We start from the raw sequence: 21,465 nt of genomic DNA on the forward strand, positions 1-21,465 counted from the left end.
GGCGCTGAGCTCAGGACTTCAGCGTGCTGAGCGCGCAGGTGGCGCAGGAGTGGTCGCAGTTCTCGGTCGACCCGCAGGCGGCGCCATGGGCCCGCGGGTGATTGCCGCCGGTTGCGTGCTTGATCTGCTCGCTGCCCGGGGCCGGCTCATCGGCGAAGGTGAGGTCATCCGGGTTGTGCTCGTGACCGCAGTCGCAGCCGACACCGGCCTCGGCGACGGCCGCGCTGAGCACGGCGTCGAGTTCCACCTCGGCCGCATCCAGGCGGATGCTACGCAGCAGGCCCCAGCAGATCAGGCCGAAGAGGAGACCGGCGAGGATCGCCACCGTCGCCAACAGCCGAACACTCGTTGCCGCGCTGCCAATCCAGGGCAGCAGACCAACGACGAGGAGGAAGACCGCGCTGCCCCCGGCGACGGCCGCGGCTTGACGGCGCTTGTACGGGGGGATGGAAGACAGCTGAGAGCTCACGACGCCAATTATGCCTGGACTAACCTTCAGGGTGTGCGTATAGCCCGGTTCGTTCACCCAGGTTCCCCGTCCGCTCCTTCCGGTGTCGCGTGGGGGGCGGTGGAGGGGCCCCCAAACGCACCGGCGGAGCGACTCACGGTCGCTGCCATCACCGAGCATCCGTTCGGCCCGATCGCCTTCACCGGCGACCGCTGGGCGCTGGCCGACGTGCGGCTGCTGGCTCCGATTCTGCCGAGCAAGGTGGTGGCGATCGGCAAGAACTACGTCGACCACGTGAAAGAGATGGGTGGCGACGCGGCGCCGACCATCCCGGTGATCTTCCTCAAGCCGTCCACCTCGGTGATCGGCACCTCGGACGTGATCCGGCTGCCGGCCACCTCAGAGCGGGTCGACTTCGAGGCGGAACTGGCGATCGTCATCGGCCGGCCCGGCAAGGACATCACCCGGGAGAACGCGATGAGCTATGTCCTGGGCTACACCTGCGCCAATGACGTGACCGCCCGCGACCAGCAGCAGAGCGACGGGCAGTGGGCCCGGGCGAAGGGGTATGACTCGTTCTGCCCGATCGGCCCGTGGATCGAGACCGTTCTCGACCCGACCGACCTGCAGATCACGGCGCGGGTCAATGGTGAGCTCCGCCAGGACAGTCGCACCAGCCTGATGGTGCACGACATTCCCGCGCTCATCGCCTTCATGTCGTCGGTGATGACACTGCTACCCGGTGACGTGATCCTCACCGGCACACCGGCCGGTGTCGGCCCGATCAGGGACGGCGATCGGGTGGATGTGGAGATAGAGGGCATCGGCACCCTCTCCAACCCGGTGCAGGCCAAGAAATGAGCGCCCCGATCAGCACGGCGACCGGCAGTGACGTCCGGGTCCGCTTCTGCCCGTCGCCCACCGGCAACCCGCACGTCGGTCTGGTCCGCACCTGCCTGTTCAACTGGGCCTACGCCCGCCACCTCGGTGGCACGTTCGTCTTCCGCATCGAGGACACGGACGCCGCCCGGGACTCGCAGGAGTCCTACGACGCCCTGCTGAATGCGCTGAAGTGGCTGGGGATGAACTGGGACGAGGGGCCGGAGGTCGGCGGCCCCTACGGCCCGTATCGGCAGAGCGAGCGGAGCGCGATCTACGCCGAGATCATCGAGAAGCTCAAGGATGCTGGTTATCTTTACGAGTCCTTCGCCAGCGCCGAGGAGATCGAGGCCAGGCACAAGGCCGCCGGACGGGACCCGAAGCTGGGCTACGACGGGTATGACCGCCACCTCACCGAGGCCCAGCGCGCTGAGTACCGGACCGCCGGGCGGAGCCCGGTGCTGCGGCTGCGAATGCCGGACGAGGATCTGGGCTGGGAGGACCTGGTCCGCGGCGAGGTCAGCTTCGCCGCCGGGACCGTACCCGACTTCGTCGTGGTCCGGGCAACCGGCGATCCGCTCTATACGTTGGTGAACCCGGTGGACGACGCCCTGATGCGCATCACCCATGTGCTGCGCGGGGAGGACCTGCTCTCCTCCACGCCACGGCAGATCGCGCTCTACCGCGCCCTCATCGCGATCGGTGTCACCGACTTCGTCCCGCAGTTCGGGCATCTGCCGTACGTGATGGGGGAGGGGAACAAGAAGCTTTCAAAACGCGATCCCCAGTCGGCGCTGAACGTCTATCGAGAAAGCGGTTACCTGCCGGAGGGACTGCTGAACTACCTCGCCCTGCTGGGCTGGTCGATCGCCGATGATCACGACATCTTCTCGTTGTCGGAGATGGTCGCCGCCTTCGACGTCACGAACGTCAATGCCAATCCCGCTCGCTTCGACCTGAAGAAATGTGAGTCGATCAACGCGACCCATATTCGGATGCTCGACGCTGACGATTTCGCGGCCCGACTGGGATTCTTCCTATCCGATCGGGGAATTGAACTGGGCGCTACTGAGCTGACCGCGGCTGCGCCACTGATTCAAGAGCGAATCACCACACTGGGCGACGCCGTGGACCTGCTGCAGTTCCTCTTCGTCAGTGATGAGGAATTCGCCGTGGATCCGGCGGCGGCGAAGAATCTGGGCGAGAAGGCGCAGCCGGTGCTCGTCGCAGCCGTGCAGAGCCTGGAAGTTATTGTGGATTGGCGAACCGAGACAATTGAGGCCGCCCTCAAAGCCAGCCTCATCGACGGCCTCGAGCTGAAGCCGAGATTGGCATTCACGCCAATTAGAGTGGCGGCAACCGGCAAGACGGTCTCGCCGCCGCTCTTCGAATCGCTGGAACTTCTCGGTCGGGACAAGACATTGGCCCGCCTCAGGGCGTCGGTCGGCTAGTCATCGCGTCGTTTAGGGTTGCGCCATGCTGAAGTTCATTCTTGCCCTGCATATCCTGACGGCGATCTTTGCGGTCGGACCGCTCGTCGGCGCCAGCACGACGGCGGTTCGTGGCGTGCGCAGCGGAGATTCCGGGGCGGTCGCGGCCAGTGCCCGAACCGTGCGCATCTACGGGTACGCGTCGCTACTGGTCGCGCTGCTGGGTTTCGGCCTCGTCCAGGAGAAGTGGCACATCAAATTCAGTGATGCATGGGTGATCGCATCGATTCTGCTGTGGATCGCAGCGACGGCGTTGGCCCTCTTCCTGCTGGTGCCGGCATTGGAGAAGGCGGCAACGAATCTTGCGGCCGGCGAGAGTGCGTCGGCCTTGAAGGGTCAGGTCGCGGCCAGCGGTGGCATCATCGCGCTTATCTACGCCGCGATCGTGTTTCTGATGGTCTACGGCCCGAAGCGCTGAAATTTCGCGAAGCGCCGAATCTTCGCGAACCACCGCTTTCCGCGGTCGCTATTTGGCGGTTTATGCCCGCTATCGCGACCGTTGCCCGATGAATAGCGAAAAGTTCACGCAACTTTGACCGTACTCGCGAGTATCCGTTCGAAATTGCTGTGGCCTATGTCATAGTGCAGGTGGGGCCGCGCTACTCGGGAGGATTTCGATGTCGGTCGTCACGAATGCTGGTAGCAGTTCGGGTAATTCAACGGGCGGTTCTGGTGGCGCTGGCGATACCACCGGCCGTGGAAGTTTGCCGGCCAATGTCGGCGAGTCCGTGGCGAACCAGCGCGGCGAGATCGAGACGCTGCGCTCCAACCTGATCGGGATGCGGGCGTTGGCCGAGGCGCTCGGCATCGATGCCCCCGCCGCCGCCGGTGAGCCCGTTCCGCCGTCTCGGCACCGGTCGCAGCTCGTCGACCCACAGCTGCGCTGCGAGCTGCGCCTGAGTGATGGCCGGGCGGTCGCCGCCGGCGGTCCGTCCGCCGATGTGAGCGACGCGCTCTGTGTCGACTTGGACCTTCATCAATACTCGTGGGGCGACGGGCTGATCGCGCCGTCGACGGCCCTCGCCACCCCGATCACAGTGCCGCGTGGCACCGGTGAGTTCATCCTCGTGGCCACGCCGAGTCCGGCCTCGCCGGTTCTCTTCGGCGCGATGATCACCGGTGAGGTCTTCGACCGGGTGCTGATCACCGTGTCGCGGGCGACTCCGGCCGGATCGGACGTCGACTTCCTGTGCGTCGAGCTGAGCGACGCGATGGTCTGCGGTTTCCGGGAGTTCGGCGTCGGCACGGCGGCAATCCTGGAGACGATCACGCTGACCTATACGCAGTTGCGCTACGTCTACTACCCGCAGAACACGGATGGCTCCTACGGCGTACCCGCGATGGGAAGGTGGAGTCGGAAGACATCCTGAGAGCGCGCGGCGTGTCTGATTTTTCGATCCGGCGATCGATCGGGTAGAGTTCATCGTTGGTCCGGGCGGTGATCCCGCGCGGGCTGCAGTGGGGTATGGGGTAATTGGCAGCCCAAATGATTCTGATTCATTTAGTCTAGGTTCGAGTCCTGGTACCCCAGCGCAAGCTGGTTCAGCGCGCAAGATAATGTTTCAACTCCTGGCCCCGTCGTCTAGCGGCCCAGGACGCCGCCCTCTCACGGCGGTAGCGTGGGTTCGAATCCCATCGGGGCTACGTCTCAACTGCACTCTCCAACTTCGGTTGGAGGGTGCAGTTTGTCTATCCGGAGCAATTCAGCGGATAACTTCGAGGATCGGGGCTGCATGCTCAGCGACAGGATCGTTCAGGCCGGCGACGGCACCTTCCTGGTGACCGGGACGCACACCAACTGGGTCATTCTCGCCGACGGCGATGACGTCACACTGATCGACGCCGGCTACCCGGGCGACTACAACACGCTGCTCGCCTCCCTGGACGCGCTCGGGCATCGCCCCCAGAGCGTCCGGGCCGTGCTGGTCACGCACGCGCATGTCGACCACATCGGCTCGCTGCCGCGGCTCACCCGTACCTATGCGACGCCGGTCCTCCTCCATCCGGCCGAGGTCGCCCACGCCAAACGCGAGTACCTCCAGCAGTGCGGGCCACTGGCGATCGCCACCAACATCTGGCGCCCCGGACTCCTCGGCTGGACCCGGGACATCCTCGCCGCCGGGGCGACCAGCGACATCGGACTTCCCACCGCGACGCCCTTTGCCGGGGTGGCCGGGGAACCGCTCGATCTCCCAGGTGCGCCGGTTCCGATCGCCACCCCCGGGCACACCAGCGGACACTGTGCCTACCTACTGCCCGGCGTCGGCGCGGTGGCAACCGGGGACACGCTGGTCACTGCGCACCCCACGTCTCGCGTCGACGGACCGCAGCTACTGCTGCCGATGTTCAACCACGATGAGGCCACCACCGTCGCGACGCTGGACCGGCTGGCCGAACTGGAGGCGGACACCCTCCTTCCCGGGCATGGCCCGCTCTGGCGTGGCTCCATGCACACCGCCACCGACACCGCTCGCCGCCGGGGCTGACGAACTCTCGAACCAGCCGCTCAATCGATCTGCGCCGGGCGGGGGCAGAATGAGAGGAACCGGCGCTGAACTCTCCGCCGACCCGCTATTCCGAGAAGGTGCTCACGTGACACTGCCAGCGGCTACCCCCACCGGCCTGTTCATCGACGGCAAGTTCGTCGATGGCTCGTCGGGAAGCTTCGACGTGTTGAATCCCTCCACCGGCGAACGCCTGACCAGTGTCGCCCGGGCCGGACTCGACGACCTGCAGTTGGCCATCACCGCCGCTGACTCGGCCTTCGCCGACTGGGCCGCGACCGCGCCCCGGGAGCGTTCGGAGATCCTGCGCCGAACGTTCGAGCTGATGATCGAGCGGCGCGAGGACCTGGCCTATCTGATGAGCCTGGAGATGGGTAAGTCACTGACCGACGCCCGCGGCGAGGTGGCCTACGCGGCCGAGTTCTTCCGCTGGTTCAGCGAGGAGGCGGTTCGCATCGACGGGGCTCTGCGGATGGCGCCGGCCGGGACGAACCGGATTCTCACCTTCCGCAAGCCGGTCGGTGTGGCGTTGCTGCTGACCCCGTGGAACTTCCCGGCCGCGATGGCCACCCGCAAACTCGCCCCGGCGCTGGCGGCCGGCTGCACAGTGGTACTCAAGCCGGCCGAGGACACCCCGCTCACGGCGCTGGTACTGGCCCAGCTGATGGCCGACGCCGGGCTGCCGGCCGGAGTCGTCAACGTCGTGACCACCGATCGCCCCGGTGAGTTGGTCACAGCCGCGCTGGCCGACACCCGCATCCGCAAGCTCTCCTTCACCGGGTCGACCGGGGTCGGTCGAACGCTGCTGGCCCAGGCCGCCGAGCGGGTGGTGAACACATCCATGGAGCTGGGCGGCAACGACCCGTTCATCGTGTTGGACGACGCCGACCTCGACGACGCGGTAGCCGGGGCGATGCTGGCCAAGATGCGCAACGGGGGCCAGGCCTGCACCGCGGCCAACCGTTTCCTCGTGCAGGAGTCGGTCGTCGAGGAGTTCGGCGCCAAGCTGGCCGCCGCGATGGGCGCGCTGCGGGTCGGCGCCGGAACCGACGAGCAGACGCAACTCGGCCCGATGGTCAACGCCCGAGCCGTCACCGGGATCGCGGCGAAGGTGGCCGACTCGGTCGCCGCCGGCGCCACTGCGGTTATCGGCGGCGAAGCGGCGGAGGGGCCGGGCTTCTTCTATCCGGCGACGGTACTGACCGGCGTGCCGCGCGATAGTGCCGTCGCACGAGACGAGATCTTCGGGCCGGTGGCGCCGATCATCAGCGTTCGTGACGACGAGGACGCGCTGGCCCTGGCCAATGACACCGAGATGGGACTGACCGGTTACATCTACACCACCAATCTGGCTCGCGGACTGCGGATGAGCGAGCGGCTCGAGGTCGGGATGATCGGTCTCAACCGCGGCATCGTCTCCGATCCGGCAGCGCCGTTCGGTGGGCTGAAGCAGTCTGGGCTCGGGCGTGAGGGTGGCTACGAAGGAATCGATGAGTACCTCGAGACGAAGTACGTCTCGACCAACTGGTGACCCGCCGGTGACCAGCCGGCCGGCAACTGAGCAGCATCTGCGTGACCTCGTCCAGCTACGTCGCGTCCGCGACCGGATGGACCGTGAATACGCTCAGCCGCTGGACGTCGAGGCGCTGGCTCGCGGCGTGCATATGTCGGCCGGCCATCTGAGCCGCGAGTTCCGCCTCGCCTATGGGGAATCTCCTTACTCCTATCTGATGACCCGGCGTATCGAACGGGCAATGGCCCTGCTGCGTCAGGGTGATCTCACCGTCACCGAAGTCTGCTTCGCGGTGGGGTGTTCGTCGCTGGGCACCTTCAGCACCCGATTCACCGAACTGGTGGGAATGCCCCCAAGCGCCTACCGGCGGCAGGCCGCGCACTCGAGCGCCGAGATGCCCCCGTGTGTGGTGAAGCAGGTGACCAGACCGATCAGGAATCAAGAAGCGCGGGCGCGGACGGCGCAACTAGCCTGATGAGCATGGACATCAACATTCACTCGGCATTTCTGCCGCACAACGACGCCGACGCCTCACTCGCCTTCTACCGCGATGCCCTCGGTTTCGAGGTTCGCAAGGACGTCGAGTACGGGGGAGTGCACTGGATTACGGTCGGGCCTGTGGAGCAACCCGAGACTTCGATCGTGCTCTTCCCGCCGGGGATGGATCCCGGTATCACCGACGACGAGCGCCGCACGATTGCCGAGATGATGGCCAAGGGGACTTTCGCCATCATCACGTTGGCCACCAAGGACCTCGATGGCACCTTCAACCGACTGCAGGCCAGCGACGCCGAGGTGGTGCAGGAACCGACCCAGCAGCCCTACGGCGTGCGTGACTGCGCCTTCCGCGACCCGGCCGGCAACCTGATCCGCATCAACGAGCTCGCTTAGCCGGCGGCGCTAGAGACACCGGCGGGGAGGCGTGACAGGCTGATAGCAGCAGATCTGCGGAGGGAAATCAATCTTGGCCACGACCAGGGGGACGCATGCGGCCGACGCCCACGACCTGATCCGGGTGCACGGAGCGCGCGTGAACAACCTCAAGGATGTCAGCATCGAGATCCCGAAGCGGAGGCTGACCGCCTTCACCGGTGTCTCCGGTTCGGGCAAGAGCTCATTGGTCTTCGGGACCATCGCCGCCGAGTCCCAGCGATTGATCAACGAGACCTACAGCGCATTTGTGCAGGGATTCATGCCGACTCAGGCCCGTCCCGACGTGGACGTGCTGGAGGGGTTGACGACCGCGATCATCGTCGATCAGGAGCGGATGGGATCTGATCCTCGCTCCACGGTCGGCACGGCGACCGATGCCAACGCGATGCTGCGCATCCTCTTCAGCCGGCTCGGTGAGCCACACATCGGCTCTCCGCAGGCATTCTCCTTCAACGTCGCGTCGATCAGCGGCGCCGGGGCGGTAACCGTTGAGCGCGCTGGGCGCACGACGAAGGAGCGGCGCAGTTTCAGCGTCCTGGGAGGCATGTGCCCGCGCTGCGAGGGACGCGGCTCGGTGAACGACGTCGACCTGACCCAGCTGTACGACGAGACCAAATCGATCAACGACGGTGCGCTCACCATCCCCGGCTACAGCGTCGACGGCTGGTACGGGCGGATCTTCAGCGGCTGCGGCTTCTTCGATCCGCAGAAGCCGATCAACAAGTTCACCAAGCGCGAACTGAACGATCTGCTCTACAAGGAACCGACGAAGATCAAGGTCGACAACATCAACCTCACCTACGAGGGGCTGATCCCGCGCATCCAGAAGTCGATGCTCTCCAAGGACATCGACGGGTTGCAGCCGCACATCCGAGCCTTCGTCGAACGTGCGGTGACCTTCACGATCTGTCCCGATTGCCACGGCACCCGGCTCGGCGAGGAGGCCCGCTCGTCGAAGATCAAGCAGATCAACATCGCCGACGCCTGTGCCATGCAGATCACCGACCTGGCCGAGTGGGTTCGGGAGTTGGATGACCAGTCGGTGGCACCGTTGCTGGTCGCGCTGCGAGAGAACCTCGATTCATTCGTGGAGATCGGCCTGGGCTATCTCTCGCTCGAGCGCCCGTCGGGGACGCTCTCCGGTGGAGAGGGTCAGCGGGTGAAGATGATTCGCCAGCTCGGGTCGTCGCTCACCGACGTGACCTACGTCTTCGACGAGCCCACCATCGGTCTGCATCCGCACGACATCCAGCGGATGAACGAACTGCTGCTGCAACTACGGGACAAGGGCAACACCGTGTTGGTGGTGGAGCACAAGCCGGAGGCGATCGCGATCGCCGATCATGTGGTGGACCTGGGGCCGGGAGCGGGTGCCGCCGGTGGCGAGGTGGTCTTCGAGGGCAGCGTCGAGGGGCTGCGAACCAGCGACACGGTCACCGGGCGGCACCTCGACGACCGGGCGTCGTTGAAGTCATCGGTGCGGACGCCGAAGGGGACCCTGCCGGTACGTGGCGCCAACACCCACAATCTGCGCAACGTCGACGTCGACATTCCGCTGGGAGTGCTGGTCGTTCTCACCGGAGTCGCAGGCTCCGGGAAGAGCTCGCTGATCAATGGTTCGGTCTCCGGACGTGACGGCGTGGTCACCGTCGACCAGACCGCGATCAAGGGCTCCCGGCGTAGCAACCCGGCGACGTACACCGGACTGCTGGAGCCGATCCGCAAGGCATTCGCCAAGGCGAACGGGGTGAAGCCCGCCCTCTTCAGCTCCAACTCCGAGGGCGCCTGTCCGAACTGCAACGGCGCGGGGGTGATCTACACCGACCTCGGCATGATGGCCGGTGTCGCCGTGACCTGCGAGCAGTGCGAAGGGAAGCGATTCCAGGCTGATGTACTGGAGTACAAGCTCGGCGGTGCCAGCGGTCGCGACATCAGCGAAGTGCTCGCCATGTCGGTCGCGGAGGCAGCCGAGTTCTTCGGCGCCGGCACCGCCGGCACGCCGGCCGCCCACAAGATCCTGACCCGGTTGGTCGACGTGGGGCTCGGGTATCTGCGCATCGGGCAGCCGCTGCCGACCCTCTCCGGCGGAGAGCGTCAGCGCCTGAAGCTGGCGACCCAGATGGCTGAGAAGGGCGATGTCTACATCCTCGACGAGCCGACGACCGGGCTGCACCTGGCCGATGTGGAGAACCTGCTCGGCCTGCTCGATCGGCTGGTCGAGTCCGGGAAGTCGGTGATCGTCATCGAGCACCACCAAGCCGTCATGGCGCACGCGGACTGGCTCATCGATCTCGGTCCCGGGGCCGGCCACGACGGCGGGCAGATCGTCTTCGAGGGGACGCCGGCTGAGATCGTCACCGCGCGTTCGACGCTGACCGGCAAGCATCTGGCCGAGTACGTCGCACCGTCGGTGCAATCAAGCGTCCGATGATCGGATAGTGCTACTACTTCAGGTCTCCACGGACGAATAGCAGCCAACCCGGGATCAGGAGCACCAGCAGCCACACGACGATGCCGAGGATGGCGACGCCGGCGGAGTGATGGGTCTGCCCGACGTCGGAGATGTGGTTGCTGAGGTCCTGGGTAAGGGAATCGAAGGTGAGGTGCCCGACGCCGGGGACGAAGCCGAGCAGGCCGTCCAGTACGAAGACGAAGGCCGCCGCGAGTGCGATGCCACCCCCCATGGATCGGGTCAGCAAGGCGAAGGCGAAGCCTACGACGACGGTCGCGACGCCGGTCGGGACCGTGCCGAACATCGCGCGAGCCAGGTCGCCCCGATCGACGGTGACTCCGGCGCGCGAAGAGGCGAGATCGGCCAGGCCGCCTGACGTGGCCGCCGCGGCCACGCAGAGCACCAGGGCGACCAGCACGACCAGCGACAGCTTCGCTACGAGGACTTTGGATCGATTCGACTGCGCGGTCAGCGTCCGTTGCAGCGTTCCGGACGCGAATTCGACGGCCACGATCCAGACTCCGAGGACGATGATCGGAAGGCTGCCCGCGAACTCGAGCGCGACCGACGAGGCGTTGACGTAACTGCTGGCATGGGTGGGAGCCGCGATGAACAGGCCGGCACCGGTGGCAATACAGATCGCGAGTATTCCGGCGGCCAAGAGCCGGGGAGTGGGCAGGAAACGCAGCTTTGCGATCTCGGCGTTCATGCGGCCGCCTCCCCGGTGAGCCGCAGGAATGCTTCCTCAAGTGTTGCGTGATGAGTCTCCAGCCCTCGCAGGTACACACCAACGTCGGCCAGGGCTTTGGTGACGGTCGCGGGATCCTGCAGCACCGACGGCACGTGGATTCGCCCACTTGCCTCGGCGCGAAGGCCAGTCAGCCCGAGCGCCTGCAGCGCCTGCAGGGCGATCCCGGTCTCATCCGGATGCACGTCGACGGTCAATTCGTGGTGCCCTCCCGCCGCGATGATCTCGGCGATCGGGCCCTGAGTGAGCAGCTGGCCCTGCCGGAGCACGACGACGTAATCGCAGGACTTCTCGACCTCTTCCAGCCGATGGGTGCAGACGAGGGCGGTGGCGCCGCGGGACGGCAGATCGCGGACGATATTGCGGATCTCGACCGCGCCGGCCGGATCGAGTCCGTTGGTCGGTTCGTCGAGAACGATGATGCCCGGCTCACCGATCATCGCCAGTGCCAGCCCGACCCGTTGGCGCATGCCTAGGGAGAAGCCTCCGACCTTGTCTTCGGCCCGCTCGGCCAGGCCCACCCGATCGAGCATGTTGCGAACAGCAGTCTCATCGTGACCGACGCCGAGGGCGGCGGCGCGAATCTGCAGGTTCTGCATGGCGGTCGCGTTCTTGTACAGCGGCGGAGCTTCGATGATCGAGCCCACCCTCCGCACGGCGGCGCTGTACCCGGAGGTGCCGGGCTCGTGGCCCATCAGCCGGACTCGTCCTCCGTTGGCCCGCTGCAACCCGAGCAGCACCCGCATGGCGGTCGATTTGCCCGCGCCGTTCGGTCCGAGCAGTCCGACCACCGACCCCTGAGGCACGTCGAAGGTGAGGTCCTGCAAGACGGTTCGCGAACCGAACTTCTTGGTGATCGCCTCGAACTCAATTGGATGCGGCAAGTCGCTATCTCCTCTATGGCGTTCAGGCGTTCAGGCGTTCAGGCGTTCAGACGTTCAGGCGTTCAGACGATCCGGCATTGGCCGGCGGTCACGTACGGCGGTGCGGCATCAGACGTCGTAAGCGCTGCCGATGTCGGCAACGCTTACATTCCCAGCCTGCCAGATGAGCCGTCGGTGCGCCAGAAGCTTCGCCGCAAGGGCCGGAGAGTGGGTCAGCCGGATAGCGTGGAGGTGATGCGACGTCCTCCGGCGATCAGCATCGGCGCAAAACGCTGCCCGGGTGCACGCCCCAGGCGCTCGATCGGACCGGAGATCGACAGGGCTGCAATCACGCCGCCGTCCGGCCCGCGGACCGGGGCCGATACCGAGGCGACGCCGGCTTCCCGCTGCGCCACCGACTGGGCCCATCCCCGACGCCGTACGTCTAGCAGATTGCGCTCAGTGAACTCGGCCTCGGTCAGCAGGTCTTTCAGCAGCGCGGCGTCCTCGAGCCAGGCGCAGAGCACCTGACCGCCGGACCCAGCGGTGAGGGGTAGTTGCGACCCCACCGGCACGGTCGTTCGCAGCCCGGTGGCCCGCTCAGCGGCGGCGACGCAGACCCGGGCGCGCCCGTCGCGCCGGTAGAGCTGGGCGCTCTCGCCACATTCGTCGCGCACCCAGGCCAGCACCGGGGCGGCAGCGACCAGGAGGGGATCGGGAAGCGCGGCCGCGAGCTCAGCAACGCGCGAACCGAGCACGAAGCGGCCCTCGCTGTCGCGACCGAGCAGGCCGTGGATCTCCAGCGCGACCGCCAGCCGATGGGCGGTGGCGCGGGGGAGCTCAGTCGTCGTGACCAGCTCGGCCAGCGACTGCGGCGCGGCGGCCGAGGCGTCCAGAATGGCAACCGCTTTGTCGATCACGCCGATGCCGCTATGCTGTCTCATAGCACGATACTAGAGTCTCAAATAATGAGATAGCAAGTCATCGACGAGATGTCATGAAGGGTTCGCTGTGGGTAAGACATTGGCAGAGAAGTTGTGGGATTCGCACGTCGTTCGCAGTGCCGCCGGCGAGCCGGATCTGCTCTATATCGACATGCACCTCGTGCATGAGGTCACCAGCCCGCAGGCCTTCGACGGTCTCCGCCTGGCTGGTCGGCCGGTGCACCGTCCCGATCTGACGCTGGCCACCGAGGACCACAATGTCCCGACGCAGAACATCGATCAGCCCATCGCTGATCTGACCAGTCGCACGCAGGTCGACACGCTGCGCCGCAACTGCGAAGAGTTCGGGGTCCGGCTCTATCCGATGGGCAACGTGGAGCAGGGCATCGTCCACGTCATCGGCCCGCAGCTCGGGATCACCCAGCCCGGTATGACGATTGTCTGCGGCGACTCGCACACCTCCACCCACGGCGCCTTCGGTGCGCTGGCCTTCGGCATCGGTACCAGCCAGGTCGAGCACGTGCTCGCCACACAGACCCTGCCGCTGGATCGTCCGAAGACGATGGCCGTCACCGTCAATGGCGAGTTGCCCCCCGGCGTCACCGCAAAAGACGTGATTCTGGCGGTCATCGCAAAGACCGGCACCGGTGGCGGCGCCGGCTACATGGTCGAGTACCGCGGCAGCACCTTCGAGGCGATGTCGATGGAGGCGCGGATGACCGTCTGCAACATGAGCATCGAGTGGGGTGCTCGGGCCGGCATGATCGCCCCGGACGAGACCACCTTCGAGTACCTGAAGGGACGCCCGCACGCGCCTTCTGAGCAGGATTGGGACGCGGCCGTCGAGTACTGGACGAGCCTGCGCACCGACCCGGACGCCGAGTTCGACGCCGAGGTGGTGCTGGATGCCGCGACGCTTTCTCCGTTCGTGACCTGGGGGACCAACCCGGGCCAGGGCGCGCCCCTCGGCTCAGCGGTCCCCGACCCGGAGAGCTTCGAGGACGAGTCCGACCGGGTCGCCGCGGCCAATGCGCTCACCTACATGGGATTGGTCGCCGGCACGCCGCTGCGCCAGATCAAGGTCGACACGGTCTTCGTCGGTTCCTGCACGAACGGGCGGATCGAGGATCTACGAGCGGTAGTCGACGTGATCCGCGGCAAGCGTATCGCCGACGGCGTCCGCATGCTGGTGGTGCCCGGCTCGATGCGGGTCAAGGCGCAGGCCGAGCAGGAGGGACTGGACTCCGTCTTCACCGAGTTCGGTGCCGAGTGGCGTCAGGCCGGATGCTCCATGTGTCTCGGCATGAACCCCGACCAGTTGGCCCCGGGAGAGCGCAGCGCATCCACCTCCAACCGCAACTTCGAAGGTCGCCAGGGCAAGGGCGGGCGTACACACCTCGTCTCGCCACTGGTCGCCGCCGCGACCGCCATCACCGGCCATCTGGCCAGCCCGGCCGACCTGTAAGGGAGATTCGTCATGGAAAAGTTCACTGTGCACACCGGCCGCGCCATCCCGCTGCGCCGCAGCAACGTAGACACCGACCAGATCATTCCGGCGGTGTACCTCAAACGAGTAACCCGCTCGGGCTTTGAAGACGGCCTTTTCAATGCCTGGCGCACGAACGAGCCTGATTTTGTCCTCAACCAGCCGCAGTATGCGGGCGCCTCGATTCTGGTCGCCGGGCCTGACTTCGGTACCGGTTCCTCACGTGAGCACGCCGTCTGGGCGCTCACCGACTACGGGTTCAAGGCGGTCATCTCGCCGCGATTCGCCGATATCTTCCGCGGGAACTCCCTGAAGGCCGGCCTGCTCACCGTTGAACTCGCCGAGAAGATCGTGCAGCGTCTCTTCGACGATATCGAAGCCGATCCGACGACCCAGGTCACCGTTGATCTGGTCGAGCGGCAGGTCCGCTGGGCCGGTGAAGTTCATGATTTCGACCTCGACGACTACACCCGCTGGCGGTTGCTGGAGGGTCTGGACGACATCGGTCTCACGCTGCGGCAGGTTGATTCCATCGCAACCTATGAATCAGCCCGTAAACCATGGCTTCCGACCGTCGTGTAACGACATTTGCCTTATTTAATATAGGGATTAGACGCCAATATTCGGAATTCAAAGCCTCCTGAGCGCCAAACCCATTCTCAAGAATTTGCAGAAATGTGCCGACGACACGCCGGATTTCGTTGGTGATTGCCGATTCTCGTCATACGGTTTGCGGTAAGTCGGCCACGGTGGCCGAGCGAACCGGTCCCAGGAGGACACGTGCCAAACAAGGCTCAATTCATCGAGGTCCTCGCCGACCGCTTCGACGGAGACAAGAAGCGCGCGGCGACGGCACTCGATGCAGTCATCGACACTGTTTATTTCCACGTCGCAAAGGGCGAGAAGGTCGCCCTCACGGGCTTCGGCATCTTCGAGAAGCGTGACCGCGCTGCTCGAATCGCCCGTAACCCCGCCACTGGCGCAGCGGTGAAGGTGAAGAAGACCTCGGTGCCCGGCTTCCGTCCGGGCGCGGAGTTCCGTGCCATCACCAGTGGCGCTCGTAAGCTGCCGAAGCCTCCGGCGAAGGCCCCGGCCAAGAAGGTCGCCGCCGCCCCGGCCAAGAAGGCCGCGGCTCCGGTGAAGAAGGCGGCTCCGGCTAAGAAGGTCGCCGCTCCCGCCAAGAAGGCGGCTCCGGCCAAGAAGGTCGCCGCTCCGGCCAAGAAGGCGGCTCCGGCCAAGAAGGCTGTGGCCGCCAAGAAGGTCGCCGCCCCGATCAAGAAGGTCGCGCCCGCGAAGAAGGCGGCTCCGGCCAAGAAGGCTCCGGCTAAGAAGGCCCCCGCCAAGAAGGCTCCGGCCAAGCGCGCTCGCTAGTCAGTAGCACTCACCAAAGCGGGGCCACATCCTCTCGGATGTGGCTCCGCTTTGGTGTGTCGCGCAACTAACTCACTCCGCTAGCTGGCCGCCTTGGGGTAATACTCGACCGAGGCGATCTGCCCGTCGGTGAAGCAGAGCACCCAGGCCGCGCCCTTGCGGGTGGCCAGCGAATCCGGTTCGTTGACCAGTTCCAGGTCAGCGAGCAGACCCGGGATCGCTCCGCCCTGACTGCAGATGACGGTCGCGCCACCACTGCTTCCCAATTCCAGCAGGGCCTTGAGGCTCTGCCTGGGCGTATCGAAGTAGCCCTCGTCGGTGAACTCCTCACCCAGTTCCACGGGGAGACCGGTTGCCTTGGCCAATGGGGCGACGGTCTGTTCGCAGCGGGTCCGATCGGCGCTGAGGATGCGCTCCGGTGCAAAGTACGAGCCGAAAGCGGCCAGCCGAAGCGCCTGGGCGCGCCCGGCCTGCTCGAGTGGGCGGAGTTCGTCGCGGCCGGTCCAGGCCGAGCGTTTGCCCGCCTTGGCATGCCGAATCAGGACGACCACGGAGTCAGTCAGCGGATGACGGGTAAATGTCTCCAGGACTTGCCGGTCGAGCTCGTAGGTCAGCCTGGCCTTGGCCTCCTCCGGAGAGAGCCAGACGAGACGGTCCACCTCCGCGGACGGGCTGAAATCGCCCTCCAGGTAGCGCATCCCCCAGTAGTCGACCTCCTTCGGCCCGCGCGGTAGGGCGTAGTGAACCTGCTGAAGGTGCCGGTCTACCGCCACTTGGGCGCCGATCTCCTCGCGGACCTCGCGAACTGCGGCGTCCAGCGGCGACTCGCCCGCTTCGATCTTTCCCTTGGGCAACGACCAGTCGTCATAACGCTGACGATGGATGACGGCGATCTCCAACTCGCTCGCGGCGTGCCGGGCCGACCGCCCGCCGCCGTCGCGGCGCCAGACCACACCACCGGCGGCCCGGACGAGACCAGTGTTGGACAGCGAACTCACGGCTACTCGCCTCGGCTACCCAGCTCGCGCATCAACCCCTGTTGATAGTCCAGTTGCCTCGACCCGCCGGCCCGCACCCAACGGCCGTCGGGCTGCAGTTCCCAGGACGCGGTGTCGGGCGCGAAGGCGGCGTCCAGGCAGCGGCGCAGATGGGTCGTGGCCGTCTTGTCGGTGACCCGGCAGAGAACCTCCACCCGTCGATCGAGATTGCGATGCATGAGGTCAGCCGAACCGATCCAATACTGCGGCTCGCCACCTCCGCCGCAGTAGAAGATGCGCGAGTGCTCCAGGAAGCGCCCCAGGATCGACCGCGCGGTGATGTTCTCGCTCAGCCCGGGCACCCCCGCCTTGATCGTGCAGAAGGTGCGAACCAGCAGCTCGACCTTCACCCCGGCCTGCGAGGCGCGGTAGAGGGCATCGATGGTCTGCTCATCGACGAGATGGTTGGTCTTGATCTGGATGTGGCCGCCACGACCGGCGCGCTGGTGCTCGATCTCGGCCTCGATGCGTTCGATGATGCCCGACCGCAGACCCTGCGGGGCGACCAGCAACGAGCGGTACTCCGTCTGACGGGAGTAACCGGTGAGCACGTTGAAGAGGTCGGTGATGTCGGCGCAGATCGTCTCGTCGGCGGTGAAGAAGCCCAGATCCTCATACATCCGGGCCGTCTTCGGGTTGTAGTTGCCGGTGCCGATGTGCGCGTAACGGCGCAACGCCCTCCCCTCTTGGCGGACCACCAGCGCGGTCTTGCAATGAGTTTTGAGGCCGACCAGACCGTAGACGACGTGGCAGCCCGCGCGCTCCAGTGCTCGGGCCCACTTGATGTTGGCCTGCTCGTCGAAGCGAGCCTTGATCTCGACCAGTGCCACCACCTGCTTGCCGGCCTCGGCTGCGTCGATGAGCGCGTCGACGATCGGTGAGTCACCGGAGGTGCGGTACAGGGTCTGCTTGATGGCAAGCACGTGCGGATCGGCGGCGGCCTGCTCGATGAAGCGCTGCACGCTGGTGGCGAAGGATTCGTAGGGCATGTGCACCAGCACGTCACCCTCGCGCAGCGTCGCGAAGACCGACTTCGGACTCTCACCTTCGGCGAAGCGGGGGTGGGTCGCCGGAACGAACGGCTTGTCCTTCAACGCCGGCCGGTCCACGTCGTAGATCTGCCAGAGCGAGCTGAGGTCGAGCAGGCCGGGCACCTTGTGGACCTCGCTCAGCTCCACGTCGATCTCACTGATGAGCAGTGAGAGCACGTCCTCATCGATGTCCTCGGCCACCTCCAGCCGTACCGCCGGCCCGAAGCGCCGGCGCATCAGCTCGCGCTCCAGCGCCTGCAGCAGGTCTTCGTCGCGGTCCTCCTCGACCTCGACCTCGGCGTTGCGGGTGACCCGGAAGAGGTGGTGCTCGACCACCTCCATGCCCGGGAAGAGCATCGGCAGGTGGGTGGCGATGAGGTCTTCGAGCGGCAGGAACTCCGCCTCGGTCGCCGAGTGCGAGACGACCACGTAACGCGGCACGTTGTTCGGCACCTTTACCCGGGCGAACCGGTCGATGCTGCCGTCGGGATCACGCACCAGCACCGCGAGATTGAGCGACAGGCTGGAGATATAGGGGAACGGGTGCGCCGGGTCGACGGCCAGCGGCGTGAGGACCGGGAAGACGGTCGAGCGGAAGTAGTCGCTCATCCGTGCGCGCTGGGCCGCGTCCAGCGACTCCCAGCTGACGACCCGGATGCCCTCTTCGGCCAGGGCCGGCTGGATGTCGTCGCGGAAGCAACTGGCATGCCGGTGGGCCAGATCGCGGGTGCTCTCCGCCAGCCGCTCCAGCGTCTCGCGGGGGGAGAGGCCGTCGGCCGAGGTGACCTGCAGCCCCATCGCCGCGCGACGTTTGAGACCGGCGATACGCACCATGTAGAACTCGTCCAGGTTGCTGGCGAAGATGGCCAGGAACTTCATCCGCTCCAGCAGTCGCTGGCGGTGATCCTCGGCCAGGGCGAGCACTCGGGCGTTGAACGCCAGCCAGGAGAGCTCCCGATTGCTGAAGCGGTCGGCCGGCAGGTCGAGATCGCCCGCGGTGTCCTCGAACGGCTCGAAATCGCTGTCCGGAACGAGGTCTTGGGGGTCGATGGTGCTCAGGTCGGTCGAGAGTTTGCTCTGTGCCTCAGGGGAGCTCATCGGTCAATCATGCCGCGTGGAGGTTAACGAGGGTATTCCCCGCGCCGCCAGAAGTGTGCGGGTTCGCTCCCCCAGCCCCAGCTCGGCCGCCAACCGCAGGTCGTCGGGGGTGTCGACGTCGCAGCGCAGCCGATCATCAGCGCTGAGTCTGGTCATCGTCTCGGCGTGCCGCGACGCCGAACCGGGACCGAACGACGGGCTGAACACTTCGCCCGCCAGCACACTGACCAATGTCGTCCCGCGGCCGTCGAGGTCGGCGACGAAGCCGCGGGGAGTGGTGGCGGCCAAGCGCAGGGCATCGTGCAGATCGGTCGGACGCAGTGCGGCGAGGTCGGCCACCATCACGGCGACGGGCTCCGCGGGCGCCCGCTGCCGCACCGCCGCGACGGCCTCGCTGAAGGCGGCGTTGAGGCCGGGCTCCTGCTGGACGAGGTCGACGCCATCGCCTGGCGCATCACTGACCACGAAGATCCCGCTGACGCCGGTCGCACCGCGGATCGCCTGCAGCGTGTCACTGCGGATGGCCGATACCAATTGCAGATGGGCCTGCGAGGTGGCGCTCGCCGGACGCAGTCTCGACTTGGCCTCCTGAATGGACCTGAGCGCGACGACAACGGTCCAGTTCACGATTGCGGAGTCCCGGCTAGCGCGGTGATCCGATCGTGCACGAAGCGCAGCTTGGTGAGGACCTGAGGGGCGAGCACGAACGGGTAGAGATCGGACTCGCCCATGCTGCGGTTGATGGCGTTCAGAGCGAAGGTCATGGGCAACCAACTGCTGATGAGGTTGTCGAAGGAGACGCCGCGCCGCTCCGGATCGGCGGCCACCGGTGTGTTGTAAGAGGTGGCTAGATCCAGCGGTGGCCCGTCGACGCGGACCCGATAGCTGGCCATCGTCTCGATGGTGTCGCGGATGTGCAGGTAATGGGCGAACGTCTCGGCCCAGTCCTCCCAAGGATGCGACGAGGCGTACTTGCTGACGTATCGGTTGGCCCAGCCGGTGTCGTTCGGGCGCCCGTCGTAGTGCTGCCCGAGAGCGGCGGAGTAGTCCAGCCGCTCGTCGCCGAAGAACTCGCGGAAACCGTTCAGCCAGTTGCTGCCGTCGATGAGGACGTCCCAGTACCAGTGCCCGACCTCGTGGCGCAGATGCCCCAGCAGGGTGCGATACGGCTCGGCGAGGCTAAGGCGCATCGCCGCCCGGTGCGAATCGTTCCCCTCGGCCAGGTCGATCGTTATCAGGCCGCTGTCGTGGCCGGTGATCACTGATCCCTGGGCGCTGGAGAGCAGATCGAAGGCCAACCCATGCGCCGGGTCCACCGAGCGTGGTGTGGTGGGCAGGCCGAGGACGTCGAGTTGATAGACCAACCTCCTCTTGGCCGTCTCGGCCGCGGCGAAGGTGAGCAGCCCGGCTGGATCGTCATTGGCCGGTCGGGTGCGGGTCAGCAGGCAGCCGGAGCAGAGCCCGTCGGGCGCCCCGTCGACAGCCAGCCAGTTGCAGCTGGCCAGGTCGAGGTTCGCACAGGGAAGTAGCACCGTCCCGTCGCCGCGGGTGTAACGAAGCCCCTGCGGGGTCGAGGTCTCGACCACGAGTTCGCTCTGCTCGCGATCGAAGCCCAGCGCCGACCCGCAGGTGACACAGAGGCTGTTCTCGAAGACGATCAGGGAACGGCAGTGGTCGCAGGAGAATGCGCGCACAGGGGGATCTCTCTCGTTGTCGTTCGACTGGCCGGCCGGCCGTCGATCAGCGTCCGGTCAGCGTCCGGTCAGCTGCCAGTCAGCGGCCATGTCAGCCCAGTGGGGTGACATCAACGCTAACCCGCATCGACGAGTTCTTGGCATCGGTCATGATGACCCCCTTCAGCGGTGGTACATCGCTGTAGTCGCGGCCGTGCGCGAGGATCAGGTAGCGGTGGTCCACAAACTGGTTGTTCGTCGGGTCGATGTCCACCCAGCCACTGCCCGGGAGCAGGACCGATGCCCAGGCGTGCGATGCGTCGGCCCCCTGCAGCTTCTGCTTCCCCGGTGGTGGCACGGTCTCCAGGTAGCCACTCACGTAGCGCGCGGCCAACCCCACCGAACGCAGGCAGCCGACGGCCAGATGGGCGAAGTCCTGGCAGACACCCGAACGATTGGCCAGCACCTCGGTGAGCGTGCTGCGCACCGTGGTCGAGCCGCTCTTGTACTTGAAGTCGTGGTAGATCCGCGAGGTGAGGTCGGCGATGGCCTCGCCGAACGGCCGCCCCGGCGTGAAGATCGCCCCGGCGTATTGGCTGACGTCGCCTGCGGTCGCGATCTGACGGGAGGGGAGCAGGTACTGGCGGGCTGGATCGTTGCCGGCCAACCCGTCCCGGGCCTGCTCCCAGCTGACGCCGTTCAGCGTCGTGACGTCTACCGCCGGGCGGCTGATCTCCAGCACACACCGCGACGTCACGTTCAGGATGGTGTGGGCTTCGCGGACGACGAAATAGGACGAGCGATTGCCGAAGAAGTCGACATGTTCGCGGGTCTCGGCCGGCTCGGGCGAGACGACCAGGTCGGCCGAGAGAACGGCCTGCCCGGTGAGATCGTGGGGGAGCAGATGGGCGCGCCCGTAGCTGGCCGTCACCTCGTCGTCGTAGGTGTAGGTCGTGGTGTGCGTCAGGCTGTACCTCACTTCGTCGCCCCCATCC

The 21,465-nt window shown here is 66.2% G+C and carries 21 protein-coding genes and 2 tRNA genes; 14 read left to right on the forward strand and 9 right to left on the reverse strand.

Annotation, left to right across the window (positions count from 1 at the left end; all coding sequences use genetic code 11):
- Window positions 1-10 precede the first annotated feature (10 nt).
- Window positions 11-469, reverse strand: a complete 459-nt coding sequence (locus CPH63_RS23220; RefSeq protein ID WP_241895652.1) for a hypothetical protein — start codon at window positions 467-469, stop codon at window positions 11-13.
- Window positions 470-502: 33 nt separating this feature from the next.
- On the opposite strand from CPH63_RS23220, the gene CPH63_RS13310 reads away from it, so the two are divergent.
- From CPH63_RS13310 to CPH63_RS13360, 11 genes are all read left to right on the forward strand, one after another.
- Window positions 503-1,309, forward strand: coding sequence for a fumarylacetoacetate hydrolase family protein (locus tag CPH63_RS13310; protein ID WP_241895653.1), 807 nt, complete (start codon window positions 503-505; stop codon window positions 1,307-1,309).
- The gene (gene gltX / locus CPH63_RS13315; protein WP_096303387.1) at window positions 1,306-2,778 is read left to right on the forward strand and encodes a glutamate--tRNA ligase; all 1,473 of its coding nucleotides are present in this window, start codon (window positions 1,306-1,308) and stop codon (window positions 2,776-2,778) included. Before CPH63_RS13310 ends, gltX begins: the two co-directional genes overlap by 4 nt.
- 25 nt (window positions 2,779-2,803) lie before the next feature.
- Window positions 2,804-3,235, forward strand: coding sequence for a DUF2269 family protein (locus CPH63_RS13320; protein ID WP_096303388.1), 432 nt, complete (start codon window positions 2,804-2,806; stop codon window positions 3,233-3,235).
- A gap of 310 nt (window positions 3,236-3,545) precedes the next feature.
- Window positions 3,546-4,187 (forward strand): type VI secretion system tube protein Hcp, encoded by a 642-nt coding sequence (locus CPH63_RS13325; RefSeq protein ID WP_157749526.1) that lies wholly within the window; start codon window positions 3,546-3,548, stop codon window positions 4,185-4,187.
- Window positions 4,188-4,276: 89 nt separating this feature from the next.
- Window positions 4,277-4,348: transfer RNA gene (locus CPH63_RS13330), tRNA-Gln, on the forward strand.
- Between the two features lie 40 nt (window positions 4,349-4,388).
- Window positions 4,389-4,461 (forward strand) — tRNA-Glu (locus CPH63_RS13335).
- An 89-nt stretch (window positions 4,462-4,550) separates the two neighbouring features.
- Window positions 4,551-5,303 (forward strand): MBL fold metallo-hydrolase, encoded by a 753-nt coding sequence (locus tag CPH63_RS13340; protein WP_096303390.1) that lies wholly within the window; start codon window positions 4,551-4,553, stop codon window positions 5,301-5,303.
- Between the two features lie 106 nt (window positions 5,304-5,409).
- Complete coding sequence (locus tag CPH63_RS13345) at window positions 5,410-6,852, forward strand: NAD-dependent succinate-semialdehyde dehydrogenase (protein WP_197704349.1); 1,443 nt, start codon at window positions 5,410-5,412, stop codon at window positions 6,850-6,852.
- Window positions 6,853-6,859: 7 nt separating this feature from the next.
- Window positions 6,860-7,309, forward strand: coding sequence for a helix-turn-helix transcriptional regulator (locus CPH63_RS13350; protein ID WP_096303392.1), 450 nt, complete (start codon window positions 6,860-6,862; stop codon window positions 7,307-7,309).
- 5 nt (window positions 7,310-7,314) lie between these two features.
- Complete coding sequence (locus CPH63_RS13355; protein ID WP_096305147.1) at window positions 7,315-7,725, forward strand: VOC family protein; 411 nt, start codon at window positions 7,315-7,317, stop codon at window positions 7,723-7,725.
- 73 nt (window positions 7,726-7,798) lie between these two features.
- Window positions 7,799-10,198: an excinuclease ABC subunit UvrA gene (locus tag CPH63_RS13360; protein WP_206745550.1), complete on the forward strand. Its 2,400-nt coding sequence runs from the start codon at window positions 7,799-7,801 to the stop codon at window positions 10,196-10,198.
- Between the two features lie 13 nt (window positions 10,199-10,211).
- Here CPH63_RS13360 and CPH63_RS13365 read toward each other — a convergent pair whose 3' ends face one another.
- The 3 genes from CPH63_RS13365 to CPH63_RS13375 form a co-directional block, all read right to left on the reverse strand.
- Window positions 10,212-10,928, reverse strand: coding sequence for an ABC transporter permease subunit (locus tag CPH63_RS13365; protein WP_096303394.1), 717 nt, complete (start codon window positions 10,926-10,928; stop codon window positions 10,212-10,214).
- On the reverse strand, window positions 10,925-11,851 hold the full coding sequence (locus tag CPH63_RS13370) for an ABC transporter ATP-binding protein (RefSeq protein ID WP_096303395.1): 927 nt from the start codon (window positions 11,849-11,851) through the stop codon (window positions 10,925-10,927). The genes CPH63_RS13365 and CPH63_RS13370 overlap by 4 nt, the downstream gene beginning before the upstream one ends.
- 212 nt (window positions 11,852-12,063) lie before the next feature.
- Window positions 12,064-12,774: an IclR family transcriptional regulator gene (locus CPH63_RS13375; protein WP_096303396.1), complete on the reverse strand. Its 711-nt coding sequence runs from the start codon at window positions 12,772-12,774 to the stop codon at window positions 12,064-12,066.
- 67 nt (window positions 12,775-12,841) lie between these two features.
- On the opposite strand from CPH63_RS13375, the gene leuC reads away from it, so the two are divergent.
- The 3 genes from leuC to CPH63_RS23725 all read left to right on the forward strand — a co-directional run bounded on the left by leuC (window position 12,842) and on the right by CPH63_RS23725 (window position 15,631).
- Window positions 12,842-14,239, forward strand: coding sequence for a 3-isopropylmalate dehydratase large subunit (gene leuC / locus CPH63_RS13380; protein ID WP_096303397.1), 1,398 nt, complete (start codon window positions 12,842-12,844; stop codon window positions 14,237-14,239).
- A gap of 12 nt (window positions 14,240-14,251) precedes the next feature.
- The gene (gene leuD / locus CPH63_RS13385) at window positions 14,252-14,842 is read left to right on the forward strand and encodes a 3-isopropylmalate dehydratase small subunit (protein WP_096303398.1); all 591 of its coding nucleotides are present in this window, start codon (window positions 14,252-14,254) and stop codon (window positions 14,840-14,842) included.
- 198 nt (window positions 14,843-15,040) lie between these two features.
- Entirely contained in the window at window positions 15,041-15,631 is a 591-nt protein-coding gene (locus CPH63_RS23725) for an HU family DNA-binding protein (RefSeq protein ID WP_096303399.1), read from the forward strand.
- Between the two features lie 80 nt (window positions 15,632-15,711).
- Here the strand turns inward: CPH63_RS23725 and CPH63_RS13395 are convergent, their stop codons facing one another.
- From CPH63_RS13395 to CPH63_RS13415, 5 genes are all read right to left on the reverse strand, one after another.
- Window positions 15,712-16,629, reverse strand: a complete 918-nt coding sequence (locus tag CPH63_RS13395; RefSeq protein WP_096303400.1) for an NUDIX domain-containing protein — start codon at window positions 16,627-16,629, stop codon at window positions 15,712-15,714.
- A 2-nt stretch (window positions 16,630-16,631) separates the two neighbouring features.
- Window positions 16,632-18,797, reverse strand: coding sequence for an RNA degradosome polyphosphate kinase (locus tag CPH63_RS13400; RefSeq protein WP_096303401.1), 2,166 nt, complete (start codon window positions 18,795-18,797; stop codon window positions 16,632-16,634).
- 3 nt (window positions 18,798-18,800) lie between these two features.
- A complete protein-coding gene (cofC, locus tag CPH63_RS13405) occupies window positions 18,801-19,424 on the reverse strand; it encodes a 2-phospho-L-lactate guanylyltransferase (RefSeq protein ID WP_096303402.1) in 624 nt (207 codons plus the stop codon).
- Window positions 19,421-20,491, reverse strand: a complete 1,071-nt coding sequence (locus CPH63_RS13410; RefSeq protein WP_096303403.1) for a putative zinc-binding metallopeptidase — start codon at window positions 20,489-20,491, stop codon at window positions 19,421-19,423. The genes cofC and CPH63_RS13410 overlap by 4 nt, the downstream gene beginning before the upstream one ends.
- 91 nt (window positions 20,492-20,582) lie before the next feature.
- Window positions 20,583-21,449, reverse strand: a complete 867-nt coding sequence (locus CPH63_RS13415) for a transglutaminase family protein (protein ID WP_096303404.1) — start codon at window positions 21,447-21,449, stop codon at window positions 20,583-20,585.
- Window positions 21,450-21,465: the final 16 nt, after the last annotated feature.

Source organism: Jatrophihabitans sp. GAS493 (assembly GCF_900230215.1).
Taxonomy (GTDB): Bacteria; Actinomycetota; Actinomycetes; order Mycobacteriales; family Jatrophihabitantaceae; genus MT45.

Excerpts from the sequence above, each read along its gene's own strand:
- gltX (WP_096303387.1), top strand. The coding sequence starts at position 1,306 with ATGAGCGCCCCGATCAGCACGGCGACCGGCAGTGACGTCCGGGTCCGC.
- CPH63_RS13320 (WP_096303388.1), top strand. The coding sequence starts at position 2,804 with ATGCTGAAGTTCATTCTTGCCCTGCATATCCTGACGGCGATCTTTGCG.
- CPH63_RS13340 (WP_096303390.1), top strand. The coding sequence starts at position 4,551 with ATGCTCAGCGACAGGATCGTTCAGGCCGGCGACGGCACCTTCCTGGTG.
- CPH63_RS13355 (WP_096305147.1), top strand. The coding sequence starts at position 7,315 with ATGGACATCAACATTCACTCGGCATTTCTGCCGCACAACGACGCCGAC.
- CPH63_RS13365 (WP_096303394.1), bottom strand. The coding sequence starts at position 10,928 with ATGAACGCCGAGATCGCAAAGCTGCGTTTCCTGCCCACTCCCCGGCTC.
- CPH63_RS13375 (WP_096303396.1), bottom strand. The coding sequence starts at position 12,774 with ATGAGACAGCATAGCGGCATCGGCGTGATCGACAAAGCGGTTGCCATT.
- leuD (WP_096303398.1), top strand. The coding sequence starts at position 14,252 with ATGGAAAAGTTCACTGTGCACACCGGCCGCGCCATCCCGCTGCGCCGC.
- CPH63_RS13400 (WP_096303401.1), bottom strand. The coding sequence starts at position 18,797 with ATGAGCTCCCCTGAGGCACAGAGCAAACTCTCGACCGACCTGAGCACC.